We start from the raw sequence: 23,578 nt of genomic DNA, 5'->3' as shown, positions 1-23,578 counted from the left end.
TCCCTCCTTATCCTATTGCTCTAGAAGCATTTCCCCCTCTAAAAGTGTTACTACGCTATCTTGAAAGTTAATTACACCCTTTATATAAGATGAAGCGTCATTTACCCTTTCTATCATGTCATGGGAAATATCTACAACCTCGTGTACATTATCTACCATAATACCAACTTTCTCTTCTCCAAGTTCAATTATGATAATATTATCTTCTTCATTAATGTTATCCATATTTAAATATGACTTAAGATTTATTACTGATATTATACTACCTCTAAGATTTGCAAGTCCCTTAATATAATAAGGAGCCGTTGGAACCCTAGTTATTGTCATCATTTTTTCTATTCCGTGTACTATTCTCGTTTCTAGTGCAAATTTTTCACTTCCTAAAGTAAATACAACTACTTGCACAATCCTCACTCCTATCCAAGAACTTTTTTGAAGGATTCCATTACTCTTTCTGGTTGGAATGGTTTTACTATAAAGTCCTTTGCTCCTGATTTTATAGCTTCCATAACCATTGCTTGTTGTCCCATTGCTGAACACATAATTACAGTAGCTCCTGGATCTATTGCCTTTATTTCCTTTAAAGCTTGAATCCCATCCATCTCAGGCATTGTAATATCCATTGTAACAACATCTGGTCTTTCTGCTTTATATAATTCAACACCCTTTGCTCCATTAGGTGCTTCTCCAATTACTTCATACCCATTCTTTGTTAAAATATCCTTTAACATCATTCTCATAAATGCTGCATCATCAACAATTAATACCTTTGGCATTTTATACCCTCCTTAAATCTACACTCGTCTAGTCTTTTTCGAACTCTAATTTAGTCCAAGTTTTGTAAGAATTTTATCTAAAGATCCTGGCTTTGGTACATAAAATATACTGCCACCCGATTCTTTATTATACTCATCAATAAAATTTGTGTCTATAGATAATACGTAATCACTATATTGTTCTGCATCTAAAAATGTTGTTGTAAGAACTGCTATAACCATATCTGTTGCTACTGCTGGTACTGATGATATAAGATTTAGACCAGTTATTTGAGAGATGGCGCCTATATATGAATTTCCAAGTATATTTCCTATTTCTTGAAATACTGATATATGCATTTCCTCTGGTACATCTTCAAATCCCGCTAGCATTACAGATGAAAATTCTTGTGACTTCTTTTCATCCATTACAAATAAAATGTTTCCAGGAGCATCTCCAAAAACCTTTAGTAATACCGCCACAACTACTTTTTCTTCATTACCTAGTTTTTCGACGATATTATCAAATGGTACAACGTCAACCTTTGGAACCATCATATCTATTTTTTTATTTAATATTTGTGATAGAGCAGTGGCTGCATTACCTGCGCCTATATTCCCAACTTCTCTTAGAGCATCAAGTTGAAGCTCGTTTAAAGCTTTATCCATTTAAATCACCTTCTTTACACAAGAGCCGCAACATCTAATATTAAAGTAACAAGCCCATCTCCAAGAACAGTAGCACCAACATATTCTTTAAGATTTTGAAGTGTTCCTCCCATAGACTTTATTACTATTTCTTGTTGACCAAATAAATCATCAACTAAAAGTCCAACTGTTTTTTCTCCTACATTTACCATTACAAGGAACTTCTCTTCATTCTCAGACTCATCTAAATTTAATCTTTCTGCTACTCTTATAATAGGAATAACATTTTCTCTATAAACAATAATTTCCTTATTATTTGTTTTCTTAATTTCATTAACATTTATGTTTATAACTCTATCAATAAATCCTAGTGATATAGCGAAGGTCTCTTCATGAACCTTTACTAACAGTGCTTGTATTATGGATAAAGTTAGTGGAAGTCTAATAATTATTGAAGAACCTACTCCTTCTTCACTTACAACTTCTATACTTCCTCCTATGGCTGAAATCTTCGTTCTAACAACGTCCATTCCAACTCCTCGTCCTGATACATCTGTAACCTTTTCACTTGTGCTAAAGCCTTGCATAAATATTAGTGCTCTAATATCGTTGTCGGACATTCCCTCTGTATCTATAGACAATGATTCAGCTTTTCTCTTTACTTTTTCTACGTCAATTCCTTTACCATCATCTTCAACTCTAATAATAGCCTTATTTCCTTCTTGGTAGGCAATCAGCTTAATAGTACCTTCTTCACTTTTACCTGCTTTTTTTCTTTCTTCTATAGATTCAATTCCATGATCTGCTGAATTTCTAATTAGATGCACTAGAGGCTCTCCAATTTCATCTATTACTGTTCTATCAAGCTCAGTCCCTTCACCTTCTACTATCAAATGAATGTTTTTTCCAAGTTCATTTGCAAGATCTCGAACAAGTCTTGGGAATCTATTAAATACTCTTTCAACTGGTACCATTCTAACCTTCATAACTAAATCCTGAAGATCTGAACTAATTCTACCAACCTGCTCTAGTGTTTCATGTAGGTCTGTTAACTTATGATTTGCACTTATTTGCTCAAGTCTTGTTCTATGCATAACAAGTTCCCCAACAAGATTCATTAGCTTGTCTAACCTTTCAAGATCTACCCTAACAGATTGATTTACCTTTTTAGAAGATTTCTCTTCTTCCTTTACAGCTTTCTCGCTATTTTTCTTAACATCAGCTACAATGTTGTTTTCTTTTACCTCTTCAATCTCGTTAACTGCCTCTTCATCTTCTTCTAAAGATTCCATAACAATACTTTCAAGCTCAGAAACACTTTTCATTGCCTCTCTTATAACATCTTCTTCCTTTTCAGTAACTAGTACTACTCCAAATGTTCTATCAAAGTTTTCTTGTTCAAGATCCTCAACAGAGGGAGTGCACTTTACAATATCCCCCATATCCTCTAGGGTCTTATATGCTAAAAATGCTCTAGCTGCTTTTAAAATACAATCTGGGTAGATATTAATAGTTATCTTATATACACTATAGCCTTTTTCTTTAGCTTCTTTTATTATATTTTTATCATATTCATTTAGTGAAAAATCATATTCACTACCTAACGCATCAACTTCAGGTGTAATCTCCTGAGCTCCTGGTATTCCTTCTCCTTTTTCAATAGAAATAAGAGTATTTATTATTTCATCTATTTCTATTTTGTCATCAATACCTTCTTGTACATTATGAATCATTTGTTCTAAGGTATCTAAGCATTTAAAAAGAACTGTAACGACATCAGATGTAACCTTTAATTCATCATGTCTAAATTTATCAAGTACATTTTCCATCTTGTGAGTTAAGTTCGCTATATCTGTAAAACCCATACTCCCTGCCATACCCTTCAGTGTATGAGCAACTCTAAATATAGAATTTATAGTATCTTTATCCTCTGGATTGTTTTCAAGTTCTAATATTCCTTGATTAAGATTTTCTAGATTTTCTAATGACTCTTCTAGGAAAATATCAAGGTACTGGGACATATCCATAATTACTTCCCCCCTGGCTTTTTATATATGAAAGTTGCAGCTTTTTCAAATCCAATTTCTCTATAATTGTATATGCTCTCTGTTGCACCTACAAATAAAAGACCCCCTGAATTTAAAGCTTCGTAGAATTTTTCATATATTTTTCTCTTAGCTTCTTGAGTAAAATATATGACAACGTTTCTGCATACTATTAGATCAAACCCTTTTTCATATCTGTCTAATATTAAGTCATGTTTTTTAAACGTTACTCTTCTTTTGATTTCTTCGCTTATGTAATAATTTTCGTCTCTTATTTCAAAATATTTATCCAAAAGATTGCCATCTACATTTTTTACATCACTTTTTAAGTATCTTCCTTCTTTAGCTCTTTGAAGTATAGTTAAATCTATATCAGTAGCTATTATATTATGCTTTTTACCCTTTGTTAGCCTGTCCATTATAATTGCAAGTGTATATGGCTCTGCTCCATATGAGCATGCTGCACTCCATATTTTTAGTACATTCTTCTCTGGAGACAATCTATCCTTTATTTCCTTTTCTAATTGTAAAAACATTTCTTTATTTCTAAAGAATTCTGAAACATTAATTGTTAAATGATCTTGAAACTTTTTTGAAATTTTTTCATCTTTTTTTAATATACTTATAAATTCAACTTCAGATTTTGCACCAACTCTTAACATAAAATTTTCTATTCTTCTAACTAGTTGCTTTGATTTGTATGATGCAAGATCTATACCATATGCTGCTTTAACATGTTCTTCTATTCTTTGAAATTCCACTTAATCACTTCCTTCTAACTAGCCTAATTAGTTCCTCTGAAATTTTCCCATATGGAAGCGTGCTATCTACACACCCAGTTTCATATGCTGCCTTTGGCATACCATATACAACAGAAGTTGCCTCATCTTGAGAAATAGTATATCCACCTAACAACTTAATACTTTTGATTCCTATTGCCCCATCTTTCCCCATACCTGTACAAATACATCCAACAAGAGTATCTTTATATACTTTTGCCGCAGATTCAAATAATTTATCAACAGCAGGTCTTACTCCATGAATTGGTGGGTCTAAATCTAGTGCTATTTGATCCTTTGACTTAATAGTCATATGATATCCTCCGGGAGCAATATAGATAGTATTCTTTTCAATTCTATCTCCATCCCTTGCCTCTACAACATTAAGTTCCGAGTTTTTGTTAATTCTATCAGCAAAGGCCTTTGTAAATCCCTTTGGCATATGCTGAACAACAAATATTGGAATGTTAATAGATTTCGGAATTGATGTTAAAATCTCGAATAAAACTTTAGGTCCACCTGTTGATGCGCCGATTACAATAGCTTTAACATCTCCATTAAACATTTTCCCTTTCTGTACACTTGCTCTAACTACATTATTTGTGTTTTGCACTTTAACATTCCCTCTAATAATAGTATTAGAGGCTCTTTTTATATTTCTATTAGCATATCTAATCTTTTCTGCTAGCTCATTAACTAAAATATCTATATCTAAAGAAATGGAACCTGATGGCTTTTGAATAAAATCAAAAGCCCCTTCCTTTAGACAATCCATTGTTGTTTCAGAACCCTCAGCTGTTAAACTACTAAGCATTATAACTTCACTTTTAGTTTTTCGTTTAATTTCTTTTAGTGCTTCAAGTCCATTAAGCTTTGGCATCTCAACATCCAAGGTAATTATATCTGGGGATAATCTTATTGCCTTTTCTATTGCATCAATACCATTTCTAGCCACTTCAATAACTTCCATATCTTTTTGAGAATTTATCATATCTGAAATTGCTTTTCTCATAAAAGCTGAATCGTCCACAACAATAACACTTATTTTTTTAAACATAACTTACAGCTCCTTCATCCCTTTACCAACTGTTCTAATAAAAACCTTTCCATCGGAAGCTTCTATTATCATTGTCCTACCTGAATTTCCCCCTAAATCTTCAGATAAAATAGGGATGCTCATTTGAGATAAAATTTCTTTTACAGATAATCCATTCCGATTTCCTATGTCTGCTATAGAACTTTTGTCTCCAAAGGAAAACATACTGGCCCCGCCGGCAATCTTTGCTTTTAAAAAATTTTTTTTAGCACCTTTTTTTATCATACTTTCTATTAGAGTAGGTATTGCCTTATCTGCAAATTTTAAGGGATTAGATTGATTAGTAAATCCTTTGCTATTTGGTAACATTATATGAGCAAGACCTGCTATTTTATTAATAGAATCGTATAAAGCTATACCTACACAGGATCCAAGACCTAGTGTTATTATTTTATCTGGCGGCAGTGCAACATTTAGATCTCCGATTCCTACTTTAATATCATTTTTTTCCATACTATCTTCTCCATTTTAAAATATATACTTTAAAACTATTGACTTAAAGACACTAATTCTTCACTTTGAACTATTGCATGAGTATCTAAGAATACTATTATACGATTATTTATATTAATAATAGACTTAATATATTTATTAGAATCTCTTTTAGCTATTTCAGGTGCAGATTCAATTTTATTTTCAAATATATCTATAACCTCTAAAACCGCATCTACGCTTAAACCTACACAGGTATTTCCACTTTTAACAACAATAATTTTACTTTCTTCATTATATCCTGTATTTTTTAAATTAAATCTTTCCTTTATATCTATTATCGGAAGTATTGTATCATGATAATCAATAATTCCCTTTATATAATCCGGAGAATCTGGTATCTTTGTAGGCTCACTATAACCTAAAATCCTTTCAACCTCCATAATATCAGCAGCATACTCTTCATTATTAATTTTAAATATAACTACTTTACAACTTTTCATATTATTCCCTCCATCTACAGCAAACTTAAACTTTAAATTTCTCTACAGCCAATTCTCCATTTTTAATATATACTTTTACTTTTCTAATAGGCTCATCTACATAATAGTTAAAATTACCAACTACTAACAAAGTATTATGATAAATAAGTTCAGCCTCTATTTCTCCATAAATTCCTGTTTTTATAATACTTTTTATTCCAGCACTACTTCCTACTTCTTTAATGCAAACCCCTTTTTTACCATATACAGCTCCTGACCTAAATGTTCCTGGATACCCTGAAATAACAATTTTACCCTCTGCTTCAATATCGGTACAATAACAACCTTTACCATTAATGTAGACATCTGCTGAAGAGTATATTTTAGAGTTTTGAGAATAACTTAGGTAAATGTTCCCGCTAGTAGTTGCAACGACATAATTATCTAGAAACTCTATAAGTTCTAAGTTAAAATCAGATATAGTTTTAATTTCTACATTTTTTTCATCCATAACTAGATCGTATATTCTAAAAAACTTATCAAATAAAATAGTAATTTCATTACTCATTTTCAATTTTACATATTCTTCTTTTAAGCTTTTAAAATATGCCTTCTTCGTAATATATTTAGAATCAATTATCTTTTTAAGAATTTGTGCTTGTGATAATACTTGATATTTCTTAGGCATTATCATTCTTATTTCTTCGACAACTTCCGCTATCTCTTTCAAGAAGTTCTTAATATTATTTAGATTTTCTACATACTTTTTCTCATTAAGTTCAACATTTCCCGCCTTAAGTTGTGATGCAATTAAGTTCTCCCTAATTTTAATATCTCCCTTTGAGTGAATACTTGCCTCTAAAACTGATCCACCTATTTGAATATTACCTCCGGAGCTAATTTTCATTCCTTCTTTTACGCTTCCAGAGATTACAATATCTCCAGCAAACTCTAAATTTCCAACTTTCAAATCCGCATCTCCGTCTATTTGAAAAATCGGAACAACACATACCTTTTCCCCATTTAAGCTTGGCTTACCACTTATTAGAGATAGTACTTTCTTCTTATCATCAGATAGAATAGCTCCAGGTCCTACCTTTAACGAAGCTGTCTTTTTTCTACTTACTTCAAGTATTTTACCAAATACATCAACTCCATTTTGACCCTCTATACCTTCTTCTATTTCTGCCAGAACATTCCCCTTTTCTACACACTCTATTTCTTCTATACTGTAATAATCGACTTTACCGTTAACTTCTATAGGACTTCTTTTTTCATAAGCTTGAAAAAAGTATATTATTTTATCATCTATAGACTTAACTGTTTCTTTTCCCTTAGCTATTACTCCAGATCCTGCTTCTATTGCTTTATCGATGGCTTTAAAATCAACACCATATTTTATCCCTTTATTTAGTAATTCCTTCTTTATCTCATCAAGAGATATTTTATCTAGCTCTCCAGTACTTATAACCTGTCCTCTTATAATAATTGTATTTGACATTTCATGCTCACTTACATCACATACAACTTCCGGTGTTGACGTAATTTTTAGGTTTGCTACTAACCCATTTTCGTCTATATCTATAACAAATCCCTTTTTAGATTCCTTTTTCTTTTCTTTAAACTCTACTTCATCATCTTCTCCTACATAGGTATTTTCATTAATTATTTGTCCATTTACAAAAACTGAAACTTCCTCAGTAGGAACCAAAAGTACCTTTCCTTCTCCTTTATAAAAAACAAACTTTTTATTTCTTATTTCTCCTTTAGAAAGTTCACATATACTTTCAACACTTATTTCTACTTCCTTTTTAAAAAGCCCTATTTTTTTTTCGGTAACACTAAAGGAAAATTTATCTCTAGATATTCCCAAGTTTTTTTCTGCTAACCCTATAGCCTCTTCAATGGTTTTACCTTTATAAATCATAAATATCCCCCCTATATATTTCAAAAGTTACCCCTAAATTAAATAAAGATAATAAAACTGCATTTATCCTAAGACCTTTTAAAAAATAATGATTTTTTCCAACAAGTAAATAAATTTATATACTTACCCTATTAAATAAATTATATCAAATTTTTCATATTATTGTAAAAACAAAATAAAATTTAATTTATTTAGATTTTTACATAAAAAAGAACTATTAAGGTATACCCTAATAGTTCTTTTAATATTTATATATTAATCTAACATAGATAATTTTTTATAATAAGAATACTTTTCTTCCATATCTTTTTCTGCCTTTTGGAAAAGAGTTTCTGCTAAATCAGGTTTAACCTTTATTAGTGAAGAGTATCTTACTTCTCCCATTAAAAAGTCTCGAAGATTAGCTGTTGGTTCCTTTGAATCTAATTGGAATGGATTTTTGCCATTTTCCTTTAGAATTGGATTATATCTATAAAGATGCCAATAACCTGATTCTACTGCTTTTTTAGACTCCTCAAGGGACTTTTCCATACCAGCCTTTATTCCTTGATTAATACACGGTGAGTAAGCAATAACAAGTGATGGTCCGTTATAGCTTTCAGCTTCAGTAATAGCTTTCATCAATTGATTCTTATCAGCGCCTAAAGCTACTTGAGCTACATAAACATAACCATATGACATAGCCATAAGACCTAAGTCTTTTTTCTTAGTCTTTTTACCTGATGCGGCAAATTGAGCAATTGCTGCAGTTGGTGTTGACTTTGAAGATTGTCCCCCAGTATTTGAATAAACTTCTGTATCAAGTACAAGAACATTTATATCATTTCCTGAAGCTAGAACATGATCAAGACCACCATAGCCTATATCATAAGCCCATCCATCTCCACCTATCATCCATTGAGATCTTTTAACTAGATACTTCTTAAATCTTAATATCTCTTCAGCTAATGTTTTTTCTGAAGAATCTTCCCTTTGAATATTTTGCAAAACATCTATAAGTCTATCTGATACTTCTCTAGTAACTTCTTTATTATCAAAATTATCAATATAATTTTTTATAATATCTTTATACTCATCAGAAGTAACCTTAGAGTAAAGTTCTTCTACACTATCTTTTACTCTATCTCTTATAGCTTCAGCTGCAACATGCATTCCAAGTCCATATTCTGCATTATCTTCAAATAATGAATTCGCCCATGCTGGTCCTTGTCCACAACTATTTGTTGTATATGGAGTCGATGGAGCACTAGCACCGTATATTGATGAACATCCAGTTGCATTTGCAATCATCATTCTATCTCCAAATAGCTGAGTTATAAGCTTAACATATGGTGTTTCACCACATCCTGCACAGGCACCTGAGAACTCAAATAAAGGTTTACTAAATTGACTACCCTTTACTGTTCCCTTTGACATAGGGTTCTTCTTATCAGAAAGACTTAATGCATACTCAAAGTTTTCCTGTTCTTGCATTTGAGAATCTATTGGCTTCATAACTAGTGCTTTTTCTTTAGCAGGACAAGCAACAACACAGTTTGTACATCCTGTACAGTCAGCAATACTAATATTAATACTGAAATCAAGTCCTTCTACATTCTTCCCACCCAGTGCCTTTCTATTCTTAAATCCTTCTGGGGAGTTATTAACCTCATTTTCATCAAGTAAAAATGGTCTAATAACAGCATGAGGACATACAAATGAACATTGATTACATTGAATACAGTTTTCTGGTACCCATTCAGGAACATATTTTGCAATATATCTTTTTTCATACGCAGAAGTACCATGTGGGAATGTCCCATCTTCTCTACCACTAAATGCACTAACTGAAAGGTTATCTCCCTTAAGTGCATTCATTGGTTCTAGTATATTTTTAATGAATTCTGGCTTATTTTCATTTACCTCTTCATCTTCAAGGCTTAACCAAGCTTCTTTAACTTCTACTTTATGTATAGAGTTAACACCCATATCTATTGCTTCGTGATTCATGTTAACTATCTTTTCTCCCTTAAGACCATAGTTTTTAACTACAGCTTCCTTAAGATACTTAACAGCATCCTCTATTGGAATTATATTAGCAAGATTAAAAAATGCAGCTTGCATTACCATGTTTATTCTTCTACCTAGTCCAACTTTTTCTGCAATATCCGCAGCATTGATAACGTAGAAGTTAACCTTCTTTCTTGCAAGTTCCCTTTTTATCTTATTATTAAGTTTTCTTTCAAGCTTGTCCAAACTCCAAGGACAGTTAAGAAGGAATGTTCCCCCTTCTTTTATACCTTCTAGTAAATCATACTTATAGATATATGAAGGTTGATGGCAAGCAATAAAGTCAGCATTAACAATTAGATATGGTGCTTTTATTTGTCTACTTCCAAATCTTAAATGTGAAACCGTTATACCACCTGATTTTTTAGAATCATATGAGAAATATCCTTGAGCATAAAGGTCTGTATTGTCACCAATTATCTTAATAGCACTTTTATTTGCACCAACTGTTCCGTCAGAACCAAGTCCAAAGAACTTACATGACTTTATGGAGTCTCCAATAACGTCAATCTCTTCTTCTACAGAAAGTGATGTATTAGTAACATCATCAACAATACCTATTGTAAAACCATTTTTAGGTTTTTCATTTTCTAAATTTTTAAATACTGAAATTATTTGTCCTGGTGTCGTTTCCTTAGAGCCAAGTCCATATCTTCCACCTACAATAATAGGTCTTGAGTCTAGGTCGTATAATGCACTTCTAATATCTTCAAACAATGGTTCTCCAAGTGACCCTGGCTCCTTTGTTCTATCAAGAACAGCTATTTTCTTAGCTGACGTTGGAATAACCTCTAAAAGATGCTTAACTGAAAAAGGTCTGAATAATCTAACTTTAACAAGTCCAACCTTTTCGCCTTTTGAAATTAGATGATCTATCGTTTCTTCTATGGTATCACATACCGATCCCATAGCTACAATTACTCTATCTGCATTTTCGTCACCATAATAGTCGAATAGCCCATACTTTCTACCTGTAACTTTATAAATCTTATCCATATAATCTTCAACAATTGAAGGGATATTATTATAAAATACATTAGAAGCTTCTCTTCCTTGGAAATATATATCCGGATTTTGGGCTGTTCCACGGGTTGCTGGGGAATCCGGAGAAAGTGCTCTATTCCTAAAGTTTTGTAGGGCATCCTTATCAAGTAGACTTTCTAAATCACTATAATCAATACAATTTATTTTTTGAATTTCATGTGATGTTCTAAAACCATCAAAAAAATGTATAAAAGGAAGACTTCCCTTTATTGCTGAAAGATGTGTTACCGCAGCAAGATCCATAGCTTCTTGTGGATTATTTGAACAAAGCATTGAAAATCCTGTTTGTCTAGCAGCCATAACATCTTGGTGATCACCAAAGATAGAAAGTGCATGTGCAGCAATTGCTCTAGCACTTACATGGAATACAGCAGGTAAAAGCTCTCCTGCCATTTTATACATATTAGGAATCATAAGTAAAAGACCCTGTGATGCTGTATATGTAGTAGTTAAGGCTCCACTTTGGAGTGATCCATGAACAGTTGCAGCAGCACCAGCTTCTGATTGCATTTCAACAACTTTTACTTCCTTACCAAATATATTTTTCTTGCCTCGAGAACTCCATTCATCAACATGCTCTGCCATTGTAGATGAAGGAGTTATAGGATATATGGCCGCAGCTTCAGTAAATGCGTATGAAACGTATGCAGCTGCCTCATTACCATCTATTGTTTTCATGATTTTACTCAATTTATTTACCTTCTTTCTTAATAAAAAATTAATAAAAACATATAAAACCTTTTAATTTTTGTTAATTTTAATAATGTGTTAATAATTATTATTAATTATATCATACCCCCTACAAAAATGCTATGTAATTACTCACAGTTTTTTCTAATAATGGGTAGTGTTCTAATTACTTATATAAATGAATGTCATAAAATTAACTATTATATTAGAATATCAAAAAATTAAAAAGAAGCTAATTAACTTAGCTTCTTTATTTGTAGCATCCATCCTAAATTTTCATTTTTTTCAACATTTCTTATTGTCATCATATTTATATTAAAAAGGCATACATGATTATTTACAAGCATTTTTACTTCTTTTGAAAAGCTATCTAAACCAACAGAATCTTCAAGGTCCATACCCATAATATCTACTAAATTTAAACTCTCCCAGGTATCACCTACTCTTATAGATTCTTTAATCACTTGCTTAGTTATAGTATTATATTTTCTTAGTATACCATTTGTATCAAAAATCAAAATACCAAAATCACTATTATCTATAAGATTATCTATTATCATTCTAGTTGATAAAAGTTCTTCTTGATATCTATCTAACGCTTCAGCAATTTCATCCTTTTCACATACAATTTTATCAAATTTCTTTCTAAGTTTTTCATTGTAAAAAGCCACTATAAAAATTACAATCATTGTTATAACAAAAACTACAAATAGTATCCCAAGTGCTATTCGTAAAATACCGCTATCTTCCTCAAACAAACTTCCAAACCACTTATCATATATCTTTTCATATTCTCCACTCTCTTTTAACTCTTCAATTCCTTCATTAATAGTGTCAATAATTTCTTTATCTTCTTGGTTTGCTGCAATAGAGTAATTATTCTTAAGAAGAGGACTTCCTTGAACTTTTACTTTGTTTAAAGAGTTTATTTTCTGAAGATAGTACATTCCAGTAAGCTTATTACCAACAAAGGCATCTACCTTCTTATCCAATAGCAATTGAATAGCATCCCTTTGATTTTCTTTCCCAATACGAATAGCATCAACAGATGATAAAACCTCTTCTGCAAGGTCAGATAATTGATATGAAACTTTTCTTCCCTTTAAATCAATAACAGATTCAATTATATTATTATTTTTTAAGGTAAATATCACATAATCATTTTCAAGGATAGGCTTTGAAAATATAAACTTCTTACTTCGATCTCCACTAGGTATCATACCTTGAATAATGTTAACTTGTCTGTTTTCTAGTGATTTCACAGCCTTTTCCCAAGTCATTGGGATTATTTCAATATGAAACCCTTTAACTTGTGATATTTTTTTCACTATATCTACATTAAAACCAGTATATGAGCCATCTTCTTTTATATATTCATAGGGAGGGTAGTTCATATCTCCTACAACAGCTATGGTTTTTCTATCTGTTTTTTTAGCTTTACTGTTGTAATTATCTCCTTGACCTGTAAAGCTAAAACCAACTGATATAAACAACATGATCATACATATAGTAAACATTAATCTATTCATTCTTTTCAATATTATCACCTTTTCCTGAAATCTTAATTTAATATTTCTTTAGTTATTATAAGATTTATAAATTTACTAAATTCCACCCTTTAAAATTGTTCTACTCTATAAATATGTAAACCCATATAAAAAAATTACTTTAGTTATCTTCTAAAGTAATTTTTTTATATGGGTTTACATATTTAAATACTAGCTTATAACTCCCTTTTTAGCTAGAAGGTCTGCCATATCATTAAATTTATCACCAGAATGGGCTTTAACCTTCCTAAACTGTACTTTTAAGCCTTTACTTAACATGTTATTATAATTTTCTTTATATTTAATTGTACCTTCTTTTCCTGCCTTCCATGAGCCTGTACACCAATTTTCAATTCCTGCATAGTCATAGTAAATAATCAATCTATTATAGCCGTTATCTATACAATAATTCATTGCAAACTCTGCGGCTTTTATTTCACCTGCCACATTTCTCATAGAGACTAACTCTTCCTCGTCTCCCCCAAAACTTTCTTCTTTAATTATAGTTCCTTCCTTCAACAAAAGTACACCTGAACCATACTTTTTTATTGAATCCTCATAACTACCATCAACATATGCTACAACAAAATCTTCATTAGTATCAAAATCTACTTTATGGTTCTGATTTATATATTCTTTTGCCTCCTCTATACTCTTAAAACTTTTATATTCTGCTCCTGAAAACCCCTTTATCTTTTCTTGACATTCATTCCATGTATTAAATATACCTGTTTCTCTACCTTTCCTAACAGCATAAAATTTTCCCATACTATTCTCCTTTTATCTTTTACTATAACTTAATATTTTCTACTGCAATATACATTTTCCTTCAAAATAGTATTTTAGCATGTAAAAAGACTAAGATTAGGAGTATCACTTTCTATTCTTAGCCTTATAAGTATTATACTATTACTTAAGTATTTCACCATATTCTTTTTTTAGAAACCTTGAATTAACAGGGCTATCCTTAGATAAACTATCTATTTTATATCCATTTTTCTTAAGTTCTTGTATTATTTGTGGCAGTGCCTCTACTGTTGTAGTTTTAGCTGGTGCATCATGGAATAGCACTATAGGATATTTTTGTCTTAATGATTCTGATATAGTAGCTGATACTATCCTTTCTACAGATTGTCTTAATTTTGATGCATCTGTAGAATCAACAGTCCAGTCAAAATAAGCATATCCTTCAGTTTCAACTCTATCCCCTAAACCTTCCATAAAACCATTATCTGAACTACCTGAATACTTCCTATTTACATGATTATTAGATCCTCCCGGAAACCTTATAACATCCGTTTTAACTCCTGTAATAGAATATATATATTCATTTAATTTTTCTACATCCTGAATAAATGCCTCTTGAGATTTATATATATTTTTATATGAATGTGAATATGTATGGTTAGCAATAGTGTGTCCTTCATTAACTATTCTTTGGTACATACTTTTAGCAAAATCTGAATCTTGTCCAATTACAAAAAATGTAGCTTTTGCATCTTCTTTTTTAAGTATGTCCAAAATTTTCTCTGTATTTTTACTTGGTCCATCATCAAATGTTAAAAAAGCCACCTTTTGATTTTTATCATATGATTTCTTTACTTGTTTCTCTTCCTTTAACAGAACATCTTTATTAGGTAAATCCTTTGCATTTCCATCGACTGTATTCGATGTAGATACTTCCTTTACACCTGATCCACATGATACAAAGAGTAAGGATAAAAAAACAATCAATATAAGTTCTAACATTATCATTTTTTTGATTTTCATGTAGTACACCCCTCTATAATATGTCTATACCTCCATAATATCACATATGACAGAAGAAAAATTAAAATTGAGTTACATTTTAAAAATTAAGGGTTAATTTGTCACATTTCATAAAAATTTTATGCCCTTTTATATATAACAATAATCCAAATTTATTATCCCAAGTCCATATTCCCTATAACATATGGCAGAATAATAAAAACTATTCCAAGCATAATCCTAAATCAAATGATATTATATTTTTATAAATAAAAAAAGACCTATAAAATAGGTCTTATTCATGCCATATCCACTCATCAAGCTTTACCAAAGCATCATCTACATCTTGAACACTTATTCCCATAAGTTCTGCGGTTTTATTTCTAATATCTTCTTCATTAATTATACCCTCAGAATTTTTCTCAGATTCTTTCTTAAAAAGTTCATTATACATAGAAATTATCTTTTGAGTGTCTTCTGATGGTCTTAGTTTCCAATTTGCTTCCTTTAACTCATTTAAAGACTTCATATTACTATAATCACCAGCATTTATATCCATGGCTTTTGCAAAGTCTCCCTCTGGAGCATATGTATACTTGCCAAGTGAAGGGGGTTCATCTCCTAATGCTGCATACTCTCCATCATACATTAGTATTTGAATTCCATTAAAGGCTCCCTCACTTTTTGCCTTTTCTATAATCTCATTAGCTATTTTTTCAAGCTCACTTTTCTTAGCTTCACTGTTTATAACAACAGTATAAACATATCTTTTAATTTTATCCAAGGAAATATCATCTTTTTTTACAATTGTGTATGGCTCTTTCTTTGATGAAGTTTGTACTTCCTTATCTTGATTTTTTGTACAAGCTGATAAACCCATAATTACTACAACAAATAAAGTAAAAATCAAAACTACTCTAAAGAATTTCTTAATAAATACATTATTTATAAGCTCCATTACCTTCTTCCTTCCTAGCTACTTATTAAATTAAAACCTAATAATAACTATATTATAGTTAAATCAATTATCTTTCAACACAATTAATATTTAAAATATAAAAAACACTAGGAATACCTAGTGTAAAAGTCAATTTAATTGAGTAAGCCTATAAGCCGAGTTCTGTCTTGAATGATCATCTATCTAGGCCAGCTGTTACCAGATGGCTCAAGCGACACTACCCGGGAGCGTGTCGGGCAAACACATAATGCTCCTCTATTCGGTCTTGCTCCAAGTGGGGTTTACATAGCCAATTAGTCGCCTAATTGCTGGTGAGCTCTTACCTCACCTTTCCACCCTTACCTATTAAATAGGCGGTATATCTCTGTTGCACTATCCTTAGAGTCACCTCCACTGGGTATTACCCAGCACCCTGCCCTATGGAGCTCGGACTTTCCTCTCCCTCTTTCGAGGCAGCGATCACTCAGCTTACTCAATATTTAATTACAATTTATTGTTTATATGATACCTTTAAAGTTTAACATATGCTTTTGATTTTGTAAACATAATATTATACTATTTTCAAAGGATTCTTATCCTCTGAACTTAAAACTATATTCAAGTTTGTTTCCTTTTCTAAGAAATCCTTAAAACTTTCTTTGAAAACAATTTCTGAACCATAGTGTGTTAAATCAATAATATTAATTCCCATATTTGAATAATCCAGTGCACTATGGTGTTTAACATCCCCTGTTACTAAACAGTCACAACCGCTTTTTAAAGCTGCAGTTAATAAGTCTGAACCACTTCCTCCAACCACAGCAATCTTCCTGATAGTTTTTTCAAAGTCTCCTGATACTATTATATTATCGAGTTTAAATTTTTCCTTTATAAAATTACAAAACTCAATAAAGTTCATTTTATTCTTTAAGTAACCACTTCTACCTATTCCGTAATCTATCTTATTTTTCAATGGATATATATCATAAGCAACCTCTTCATATGGATGTGCAGATATCATTTGGGATACTAAACAATTTAGTTTGTCCTCAGGTACTATTGTTTCAATCTTTATTTCTTCTACCCTTTCTAAGATACCTGCTTCCCCTATAAATGGATTAGTTCCATCTAATGGCTTAAATGTTCCTATACCTTCTGTATTGAAGGAACAATGACTATATTCCCCTATATGCCCTGCGCCTGAATTCATCATCTTATCTCTCACTTTATCTTCATATCCCTTAGGAACATATACAACGACTTTATAGAGGTTTAAAAATTTATTCTTACATAATAATCCAGTGTCAACTAACCCTAGTTTGTCACATAATATATCATTCATACCCCCACTAGCAGTGTCGAAATTAGTATGCAGTGAATATAATCCTATCTTGTTTTCTATTAATTTCAAAATCATATTTTCTATATATGATGAGTCTGTTATTTTTTTTAAAGGCTTAAAAATAAGAGGATGATGGGTTATAATTAAATCTATTTCATTATCAATTGCTTCATCAATTACTTTTTCAGTTACTTCTAAAGCTACTAAAACTTTTTTAATATCTTTATCTTTTCTCCCAAGAAGCATACCAACGTTATCATAATCCTCTGCGAGGTTTAAAGGGAACTTTTTTTCTATTAAATTACATAGGTCTTTACAGATCATATTCTCTTTTCACCTCTTTAAACTCTTTTATAAGATTTGAAAGATATTCATATCTACTTTTATCTTCACTTTTAGCTGTATACTTTATAATTTTCTCCATACTTTTTATTTTTTCATTAATATATCCTTTGAAATCATTACTCCTAGTATTAAGTTCTCCTCTTCCAGTATAATAATGAACTTCATTTTCATATTGAGTATCATTACCCTTTGTTACTTTCATAGTATGATAATATTTGTCAGAGTCAAAAACTACTTTTTCAGTTATGATTTTAAAACCACTCTCATACAAATACTTTCTTAATACCTCCTGATGCTGTGCTGGTTGGAGAATTATATAGTTAAATTCCTTAGCAATATCTATTGAATCCTCTAAAATACTTGCTATTAGATTCCCCCCCATACCTGCAATAATTGCTACATCAACTTCTCCTTTTGACAAGGTTTTAAGGCCTGGACCTAATCTTGTTTCAACTCCTAATGTTATGTTATGTTCCTTTAAATTTTTAATAGCTATATCGATAGGCCCTTTATTGATATCACTCGCTATAACTTTACTAGCTAATTTATTTTCCATTAAGTAAATTGGTATATACCCGTGATCCGTTCCAATGTCTGCAACCGATGCCTTTTCATCTATTAAATCAACTATTGCTTTAAGCCTTATGGATAAATTCATGTTTTCCTCCTTAGATTTTATTTATAATAGGTAGCGCCTTTACAAACTTATAAAATCCTTTAGCATCTGATATTCTATGAGCACTCGGTTGTTCTCTGGTTCTATTTAATATATTATTAGTTACAAGATATGTTCTTATTCCTATGGTTGATGCAACTAAGTCTTCCTGAACATCATTTCCAACCATTAAACATTCACTAGCTTCTTTACATATAATCTCTAGTATTTGAGAATAGTATTTAGGACTTGGTTTGCAAAATTTCATTTTTTCAATTGATGTTATAAACTTAAAGTCTTTTGGATTAAGTCCAGCCCATTCTACTCTTTTAGCTAAAGCAATATGGGGAAATAACGGGTTAGTTGCAACTACTAAATTATATCCTTTTCTTTTCAATACATCTACAGACTTTATCATGTACTTTGATTTCGAATACATACCTTCGATGGTAGTATATTCAGCAGAATAAAATTCAGTAATATGTTTATATACCTTGTTTATGTCCTTACCTGAAATACTAGCAAATACCTCAATAAAAACCTCTTCGTTAGTTTTACTTTCATCTTCACTAAGTATTGCAGCCATTATAGACTCATTCATATATTTATTAAATTCTTCAGAAGTAAAAGTATCTTTTAATCGTGGATATAGTTTTTTCATATAAGCTTTCATAAATTCATCTGTATTAATATTTAAAAGTGTACCATCTAAATCAAATAAAACTGTATTCATACAATTCTCCCTTAAAAATTTCTTTGAAAAAACCTACACATAACAGTGTAGGTTTTTGTATTAGTCTAAATAATCCTTAAGCTTTTTACTTCTAGTTGGATGCTTAAGTTTTCTAAGAGCCTTGGCTTCTATTTGTCTTATTCTCTCTCTAGTAACTTTAAATTCCTTACCTACTTCTTCAAGAGTTCTTGCTCTACCATCATCAAGACCAAATCTAAGTCTTAGAACCTTTTCTTCCCTTGGAGTTAATGTATCTAAAACTTCCATTAATTGTTCTTTAAGCATTGTATATGCAGCAGCCTCTGCAGGAGCCAGCGCATCTTCATCTGGTATAAAATCTCCAAGATGACTATCTTCTTCTTCTCCGATTGGAGTTTCAAGAGATACAGGCTCTTGAGCTATCTTCATAATTTCTCGAACCTTTTCAACTTCCATGTTCATTTCCTTAGCAACTTCCTCAGGTGAAGGATTTCGTCCAAGGTCTTGAAGTAATTGTCTTTCAATTCTTATTAACTTATTTATCGTTTCAACCATATGAACAGGTATTCTAATTGTTCTTGCTTGATCTGCTATAGCCCTTGTAATTGCCTGTCTAATCCACCATGTTGCATATGTGGAAAACTTATAACCTTTTCTGTAGTCAAATTTCTCAACTGCTTTTAAAAGACCTAAATTACCTTCTTGTATTAAATCTAAAAATAGCATTCCTCTTCCTACATATCTTTTCGCTATACTTACAACAAGTCTAAGGTTTGCCTCTGCAAGCTTTTTCTTAGCCTCTTGATCTCCATCTTCTATTCGTTGAGCTAAATTTGTTTCCTCATCAGCTGAAAGAAGTGGTACCTTTCCGATTTCCTTCAAATACATTCTAACAGGGTCATCTATACTAATTCCTTCTGGAATAGATAGGTCATCTTCTAGTAGCTGCTCAGAATTAAACTCATCTCCATCATTAATAACCTCTATTCCGAAGGATTCTAATATTTCATATACTTTTTCTATTTGATCAGGTGCAAGTTCTACATCTTCTAATATATCCATAATTTCCTTATATGTTAAAACACCTGATTTTTTTCCTTTATCCATTAATTGCATCACTATGGCTTTTTCCGCACCTATATTTTTTACGTCCTTTTTCAAGTGAGCAACCTCCTTTCAAAACTGCTATAGCGTATCAAGCTGCCTTTGAAGTAAAATCAATTTATTGAAAAGCTCTAAAGACTTTTGTTTCTCGCCATTTTTTTCATATTTTTTAATTTGAATTTTAATACTTTTGATTTTATCTTCAATATTATGCTTTTTTATTACCTTAATATAATCATCTATTAAATCTGTACTTATATCATTTGGAACAACTTTATTAAAGATTAACGATACTTCACTTATTTCATAACTCGTGCTAAAATTCCCTAAAAGACTGTTAGGAATTATTTTTTCTTCATTTTCTAACCTTTTATACAAAAAATCTGCTGCAATTTTATAAAATGGAGTTATAAATTCTCCTACACTTATTCTTCCCTTAATATATTCGAAGTAATCCTTGGATTTAAGACAAAGCGTAAGTAACATTTGTTCAGATTTTTTAAATGCTGGCTCAATTTTATAATTACTAACATTATTCTCTTTTTCTTCTTCATTATTTTTAGCATAATAATTATTTTTTCGCTTTAGTTTTTTAATATCTTCTATAATACTAGATTGTGGTATACCTGTTTCCTCAGCAATCTTTTTACCATAGTATTGAATTTCTATTTCACTATTTAGTGAACTTAAAATATACGCTACTCTTTTTGTAAACTTCAAAGAATCTTCCATGTTTTTCAAATCATATTTTTCTCTTGCTAAGTGAATCTTATAATCTATTATAGGAAGTGCATTATTAATAAGATTATTAAAAGAATCCACACCATTTAACTTTATAAATTCATCTGGGTCCTTTCCAACTGGTACACTGATGACTTTAACATTACATCCTACATTTTGAAGAATATCCATACCTTTCAAAGTTGCAGTTTTTCCTGCAGAATCTGAGTCGTAGCAAACATATACATTTTCCGTATATTTTTTTATAAGTTTAGCTTGACTTTCTGTAAGAGCCGTTCCAAGGGATGCTACTACATTTGTAATTCCAGCTTGATGCAGCGATATACAATCCATATATCCTTCAACTATAATGATACTATCAGGAACCTTATTTTTTATAGCAAAATTCAAACCATAAAGATTAGTTCCTTTAAGAAATATATCAGTTTCAGGTGAATTTAAATATTTCGGCTTTGTATCATCGAGTACTCTTCCTCCAAATCCAATTACCCGACCTCTATAGTCAAACACTGGAAACATAACCCTATTTCTAAATCTATCATAGGTTGCATTTTTCCCTTTGATAATGAGACCTGCTTTAAGCATAATATCCTTAGAAAAACCTTTTTTTGCAAGATAACTTTCAAGACTATTCCAACTATCTAAACTATATCCAAGTCCAAATTTCTTTATAGTTTTATCTTCCATATTTCTCGACAAGAAGTAATTATATGCAGCTTTTACATTATAAATATTTCGGAAGAAATATCTTGCAGCTTCTATATTAATCCTATACATCTCATCTTTTAATTTAAACCTTGGATTTTCAGTATGTTCCTTTTTTTGCTCAATAGAAACCCCTATTTTTTCTCCTAAAAACCTTAATGCATCTATAAATTCTATATTTTTAATACGCATAATAAATCCGAGTACATTGCCAGATGCACCACATCCAAAACAATGATATAACTGTTTTTCTCTAGAAACACTAAGTGATGGTCCTTTATCCGAATGAAATGGGCAAACACCCATAAAGTTTTTTCCTGAGCTTTTTAAGGAAACATATTCTGAAATAACCTCAACTATGTCACTTTCATGTATAATTTTATCTACTAATTCATCAGGAATACGACCCATAAAATCACCTGTTATAATTATTTTTTTAGTCTACACACTTATTTCTACACTGTTTGCGATTTTCCTTCTTATATTGTTGATTTGACACAAAAAATATATATAATGTATAGCAATGTTATTAATTAAGGCACAATATACTTTATTTCGACATTTATATCATTTTTCCTTCTTTTTTTTCTAAAACTCTTAATAAATTTTTCTCCAAGGTGATGGAACAAAAATATTCAAATATTCTGATATAGCAAAACGATCTGTCATACCAGCAATATAATCACAAACTACACTTTCAATACCCCATTTTTCGAGATTTCTGTAGAATTCCTTAGGCATTTTCTCAGGATCCTTAATGTAATAATTATACATTTCCCTAACTATGTTCATAGCCTTTTCCTCTTCTACCTTTGCTTTAGAACCTATGTAAACATTTTTAAACAAAAAATCTCTAAGCTCCCATATAGCTTCTCCAACTTCTAAATAAAAATCCACCTCATTATTTGTTGTAGCGTTAGATATAACGTTCTTTATCATTGTATTTATTCTTTTCGAATGATTATCCCCAAGCACAGCAATACATTCCTTTGGCAAACAATCACAACTTAATAGCCCAGCCCTTATAGCATCATCAATATCATGATTTATATAGGCAATTTTATCTGATACTCTAACTACTCTCCCTTCGTTGGTCTTTGCTTTTCTACTTGAAGAATGAGAAACAATTCCATCCTTCACTTCAAAGGTAAGATTTAAGCCATTATATCTTTCTAAATATTCAACAACCCTCAAACTTTGCATATAGTGTTTAAAACCATTTATTGAAACTTCATCAAGAGTTCGCTCTCCAGTATGCCCAAATGGCGTATGTCCAAGATCATGGGCTAAAGCAATAGCTTCAGTTAAATCTTCATTTAGCCTTAATGACCTTGATATTGTTCTTGCAATTTGAGAAACCTCCAATGTATGGGTTAACCTTGTTCTATAGTGGTCCCCTTCAGGAGATATAAAAACCTGGGTTTTGTGCTTTAACCTTCTAAATGCCTTAGAATGAATTACTCTATCTCTATCTCTTTGAAATTCTGTTCTAAGTGAGCATTTTTCTTCTAATACTTTTCTCCCCCTACTATTTTTGCTAAGTATAGCCATTGATGATAAAAACTTTGCTTCCTGCAATTCATAACTTTCTCTCAAATTCATTATAATCACCACTTTACATTATCTTTATTAAGTGTTATATACAATATTTTATCTCCAAATCCTCTTTATAGTATAAAAATTATAATAATACTGTAATAAATCTTCTATTTACTATGATTTTCTCTAATTTTAGTAGCTTTTATTCAAAAAATAATATTTTTGTTATAATTATGTAACTCACAGCATATAATT

20 protein-coding genes and 1 other RNA gene are annotated in these 23,578 nt (G+C 31.0%); all 21 read right to left on the bottom strand.

The features are described 5' to 3' along the window. Window positions 1-12: 12 nt before the first annotated feature. The 21 genes from CLCY_RS10615 to CLCY_RS10520 all read right to left on the bottom strand — a co-directional run bounded on the left by CLCY_RS10615 (window position 13) and on the right by CLCY_RS10520 (window position 23,386). On the bottom strand, window positions 13-405 hold the full coding sequence (locus CLCY_RS10615) for a chemotaxis protein CheW (RefSeq protein ID WP_048571098.1): 393 nt from the start codon (window positions 403-405) through the stop codon (window positions 13-15). An 11-nt stretch (window positions 406-416) separates the two neighbouring features. Continuing rightward, complete coding sequence (locus tag CLCY_RS10610; protein ID WP_048571097.1) at window positions 417-776, bottom strand: response regulator; 360 nt, start codon at window positions 774-776, stop codon at window positions 417-419. A gap of 45 nt (window positions 777-821) precedes the next feature. Continuing rightward, window positions 822-1,424, bottom strand: a complete 603-nt coding sequence (locus CLCY_RS10605) for a chemotaxis protein CheC (protein ID WP_048571096.1) — start codon at window positions 1,422-1,424, stop codon at window positions 822-824. Window positions 1,425-1,438: 14 nt separating this feature from the next. After that, window positions 1,439-3,430 (bottom strand): chemotaxis protein CheA, encoded by a 1,992-nt coding sequence (locus CLCY_RS10600; protein WP_048571095.1) that lies wholly within the window; start codon window positions 3,428-3,430, stop codon window positions 1,439-1,441. Window positions 3,431-3,432: 2 nt separating this feature from the next. After that, window positions 3,433-4,209 carry a CheR family methyltransferase gene (locus CLCY_RS10595; RefSeq protein ID WP_048571094.1) on the bottom strand — a complete coding sequence of 259 codons (777 nt, stop codon included), beginning with the start codon at window positions 4,207-4,209 and terminating at the stop codon, window positions 3,433-3,435. Between the two features lie 4 nt (window positions 4,210-4,213). Continuing rightward, window positions 4,214-5,284 carry a protein-glutamate methylesterase/protein-glutamine glutaminase gene (locus CLCY_RS10590; protein WP_048571093.1) on the bottom strand — a complete coding sequence of 357 codons (1,071 nt, stop codon included), beginning with the start codon at window positions 5,282-5,284 and terminating at the stop codon, window positions 4,214-4,216. A gap of 3 nt (window positions 5,285-5,287) precedes the next feature. Continuing rightward, window positions 5,288-5,776 carry a chemotaxis protein CheD gene (locus CLCY_RS10585; protein ID WP_048571092.1) on the bottom strand — a complete coding sequence of 163 codons (489 nt, stop codon included), beginning with the start codon at window positions 5,774-5,776 and terminating at the stop codon, window positions 5,288-5,290. A gap of 35 nt (window positions 5,777-5,811) precedes the next feature. Beyond that, window positions 5,812-6,258, bottom strand: coding sequence for a chemotaxis protein CheW (locus CLCY_RS10580; protein ID WP_048571091.1), 447 nt, complete (start codon window positions 6,256-6,258; stop codon window positions 5,812-5,814). Between the two features lie 25 nt (window positions 6,259-6,283). Further along, a complete protein-coding gene (locus CLCY_RS10575) occupies window positions 6,284-8,164 on the bottom strand; it encodes a DUF342 domain-containing protein (protein ID WP_048571090.1) in 1,881 nt (626 codons plus the stop codon). 255 nt (window positions 8,165-8,419) lie between these two features. After that, window positions 8,420-11,935: a pyruvate:ferredoxin (flavodoxin) oxidoreductase gene (gene nifJ, locus CLCY_RS10570; RefSeq protein WP_200899981.1), complete on the bottom strand. Its 3,516-nt coding sequence runs from the start codon at window positions 11,933-11,935 to the stop codon at window positions 8,420-8,422. A 248-nt stretch (window positions 11,936-12,183) separates the two neighbouring features. Then, window positions 12,184-13,476 carry a transporter substrate-binding domain-containing protein gene (locus CLCY_RS10565; RefSeq protein WP_242844973.1) on the bottom strand — a complete coding sequence of 431 codons (1,293 nt, stop codon included), beginning with the start codon at window positions 13,474-13,476 and terminating at the stop codon, window positions 12,184-12,186. 189 nt (window positions 13,477-13,665) lie between these two features. Next, the gene (locus CLCY_RS10560) at window positions 13,666-14,262 is read right to left on the bottom strand and encodes a ribonuclease H1 domain-containing protein (RefSeq protein ID WP_048571087.1); all 597 of its coding nucleotides are present in this window, start codon (window positions 14,260-14,262) and stop codon (window positions 13,666-13,668) included. A gap of 141 nt (window positions 14,263-14,403) precedes the next feature. Then, window positions 14,404-15,264, bottom strand: a complete 861-nt coding sequence (locus CLCY_RS10555) for a polysaccharide deacetylase family protein (RefSeq protein ID WP_048571086.1) — start codon at window positions 15,262-15,264, stop codon at window positions 14,404-14,406. A gap of 274 nt (window positions 15,265-15,538) precedes the next feature. Further along, window positions 15,539-16,201 carry a hypothetical protein gene (locus CLCY_RS10550; protein WP_048571085.1) on the bottom strand — a complete coding sequence of 221 codons (663 nt, stop codon included), beginning with the start codon at window positions 16,199-16,201 and terminating at the stop codon, window positions 15,539-15,541. Between the two features lie 135 nt (window positions 16,202-16,336). Next, window positions 16,337-16,676: RNase P RNA component class A (gene rnpB, locus CLCY_RS13385), an RNA gene on the bottom strand. Window positions 16,677-16,751: 75 nt separating this feature from the next. Then, window positions 16,752-17,846 carry a Nif3-like dinuclear metal center hexameric protein gene (locus CLCY_RS10545; RefSeq protein WP_048571084.1) on the bottom strand — a complete coding sequence of 365 codons (1,095 nt, stop codon included), beginning with the start codon at window positions 17,844-17,846 and terminating at the stop codon, window positions 16,752-16,754. Beyond that, window positions 17,836-18,525 (bottom strand): tRNA (adenine(22)-N(1))-methyltransferase, encoded by a 690-nt coding sequence (locus CLCY_RS10540; RefSeq protein WP_048571083.1) that lies wholly within the window; start codon window positions 18,523-18,525, stop codon window positions 17,836-17,838. Before CLCY_RS10540 ends, CLCY_RS10545 begins: the two co-directional genes overlap by 11 nt. A gap of 10 nt (window positions 18,526-18,535) precedes the next feature. Continuing rightward, on the bottom strand, window positions 18,536-19,255 hold the full coding sequence (locus CLCY_RS10535; RefSeq protein ID WP_048571082.1) for an HAD family hydrolase: 720 nt from the start codon (window positions 19,253-19,255) through the stop codon (window positions 18,536-18,538). A 60-nt stretch (window positions 19,256-19,315) separates the two neighbouring features. Further along, window positions 19,316-20,395: an RNA polymerase sigma factor RpoD gene (gene rpoD / locus CLCY_RS10530; protein WP_048571081.1), complete on the bottom strand. Its 1,080-nt coding sequence runs from the start codon at window positions 20,393-20,395 to the stop codon at window positions 19,316-19,318. A 24-nt stretch (window positions 20,396-20,419) separates the two neighbouring features. Continuing rightward, window positions 20,420-22,195, bottom strand: a complete 1,776-nt coding sequence (gene dnaG / locus CLCY_RS10525; protein ID WP_048571080.1) for a DNA primase — start codon at window positions 22,193-22,195, stop codon at window positions 20,420-20,422. 186 nt (window positions 22,196-22,381) lie between these two features. Next, window positions 22,382-23,386 carry a deoxyguanosinetriphosphate triphosphohydrolase gene (locus CLCY_RS10520; protein ID WP_048571079.1) on the bottom strand — a complete coding sequence of 335 codons (1,005 nt, stop codon included), beginning with the start codon at window positions 23,384-23,386 and terminating at the stop codon, window positions 22,382-22,384. Between the last annotated feature and the right edge of the window lie 192 nt (window positions 23,387-23,578).

This window comes from Clostridium cylindrosporum DSM 605 (assembly GCF_001047375.1).
Lineage (GTDB): Bacteria > Bacillota > Clostridia > Clostridiales > Caloramatoraceae > Clostridium_AB > Clostridium_AB cylindrosporum.
This window is presented reverse-complemented; position numbering and strand designations above follow the sequence as displayed.

What these genes read in the sequence shown, in the direction of transcription:
- CLCY_RS10605 (WP_048571096.1), bottom strand. Translation starts at nt 1,424, where the DNA reads ATGGATAAAGCTTTAAACGAGCTTCAACTTGATGCTCTAAGAGAAGTT.
- CLCY_RS10590 (WP_048571093.1), bottom strand. Translation starts at nt 5,284, where the DNA reads ATGTTTAAAAAAATAAGTGTTATTGTTGTGGACGATTCAGCTTTTATG.
- CLCY_RS10565 (WP_242844973.1), bottom strand. Translation starts at nt 13,476, where the DNA reads ATGAATAGATTAATGTTTACTATATGTATGATCATGTTGTTTATATCA.
- CLCY_RS10585 (WP_048571092.1), bottom strand. Translation starts at nt 5,776, where the DNA reads ATGGAAAAAAATGATATTAAAGTAGGAATCGGAGATCTAAATGTTGCA.
- CLCY_RS10520 (WP_048571079.1), bottom strand. Translation starts at nt 23,386, where the DNA reads ATGAATTTGAGAGAAAGTTATGAATTGCAGGAAGCAAAGTTTTTATCA.
- nifJ (WP_200899981.1), bottom strand. Translation starts at nt 11,935, where the DNA reads ATGAAAACAATAGATGGTAATGAGGCAGCTGCATACGTTTCATACGCA.
- CLCY_RS10580 (WP_048571091.1), bottom strand. Translation starts at nt 6,258, where the DNA reads ATGAAAAGTTGTAAAGTAGTTATATTTAAAATTAATAATGAAGAGTAT.
- dnaG (WP_048571080.1), bottom strand. Translation starts at nt 22,195, where the DNA reads ATGGGTCGTATTCCTGATGAATTAGTAGATAAAATTATACATGAAAGT.
- CLCY_RS10600 (WP_048571095.1), bottom strand. Translation starts at nt 3,430, where the DNA reads ATGGATATGTCCCAGTACCTTGATATTTTCCTAGAAGAGTCATTAGAA.
- CLCY_RS10560 (WP_048571087.1), bottom strand. Translation starts at nt 14,262, where the DNA reads ATGGGAAAATTTTATGCTGTTAGGAAAGGTAGAGAAACAGGTATATTT.
- CLCY_RS10575 (WP_048571090.1), bottom strand. Translation starts at nt 8,164, where the DNA reads ATGATTTATAAAGGTAAAACCATTGAAGAGGCTATAGGGTTAGCAGAA.
- CLCY_RS10540 (WP_048571083.1), bottom strand. Translation starts at nt 18,525, where the DNA reads ATGAATTTATCCATAAGGCTTAAAGCAATAGTTGATTTAATAGATGAA.
- CLCY_RS10545 (WP_048571084.1), bottom strand. Translation starts at nt 17,846, where the DNA reads ATGATCTGTAAAGACCTATGTAATTTAATAGAAAAAAAGTTCCCTTTA.
- CLCY_RS10535 (WP_048571082.1), bottom strand. Translation starts at nt 19,255, where the DNA reads ATGAATACAGTTTTATTTGATTTAGATGGTACACTTTTAAATATTAAT.
- CLCY_RS10555 (WP_048571086.1), bottom strand. Translation starts at nt 15,264, where the DNA reads ATGAAAATCAAAAAAATGATAATGTTAGAACTTATATTGATTGTTTTT.
- CLCY_RS10610 (WP_048571097.1), bottom strand. Translation starts at nt 776, where the DNA reads ATGCCAAAGGTATTAATTGTTGATGATGCAGCATTTATGAGAATGATG.
- CLCY_RS10550 (WP_048571085.1), bottom strand. Translation starts at nt 16,201, where the DNA reads ATGGAGCTTATAAATAATGTATTTATTAAGAAATTCTTTAGAGTAGTT.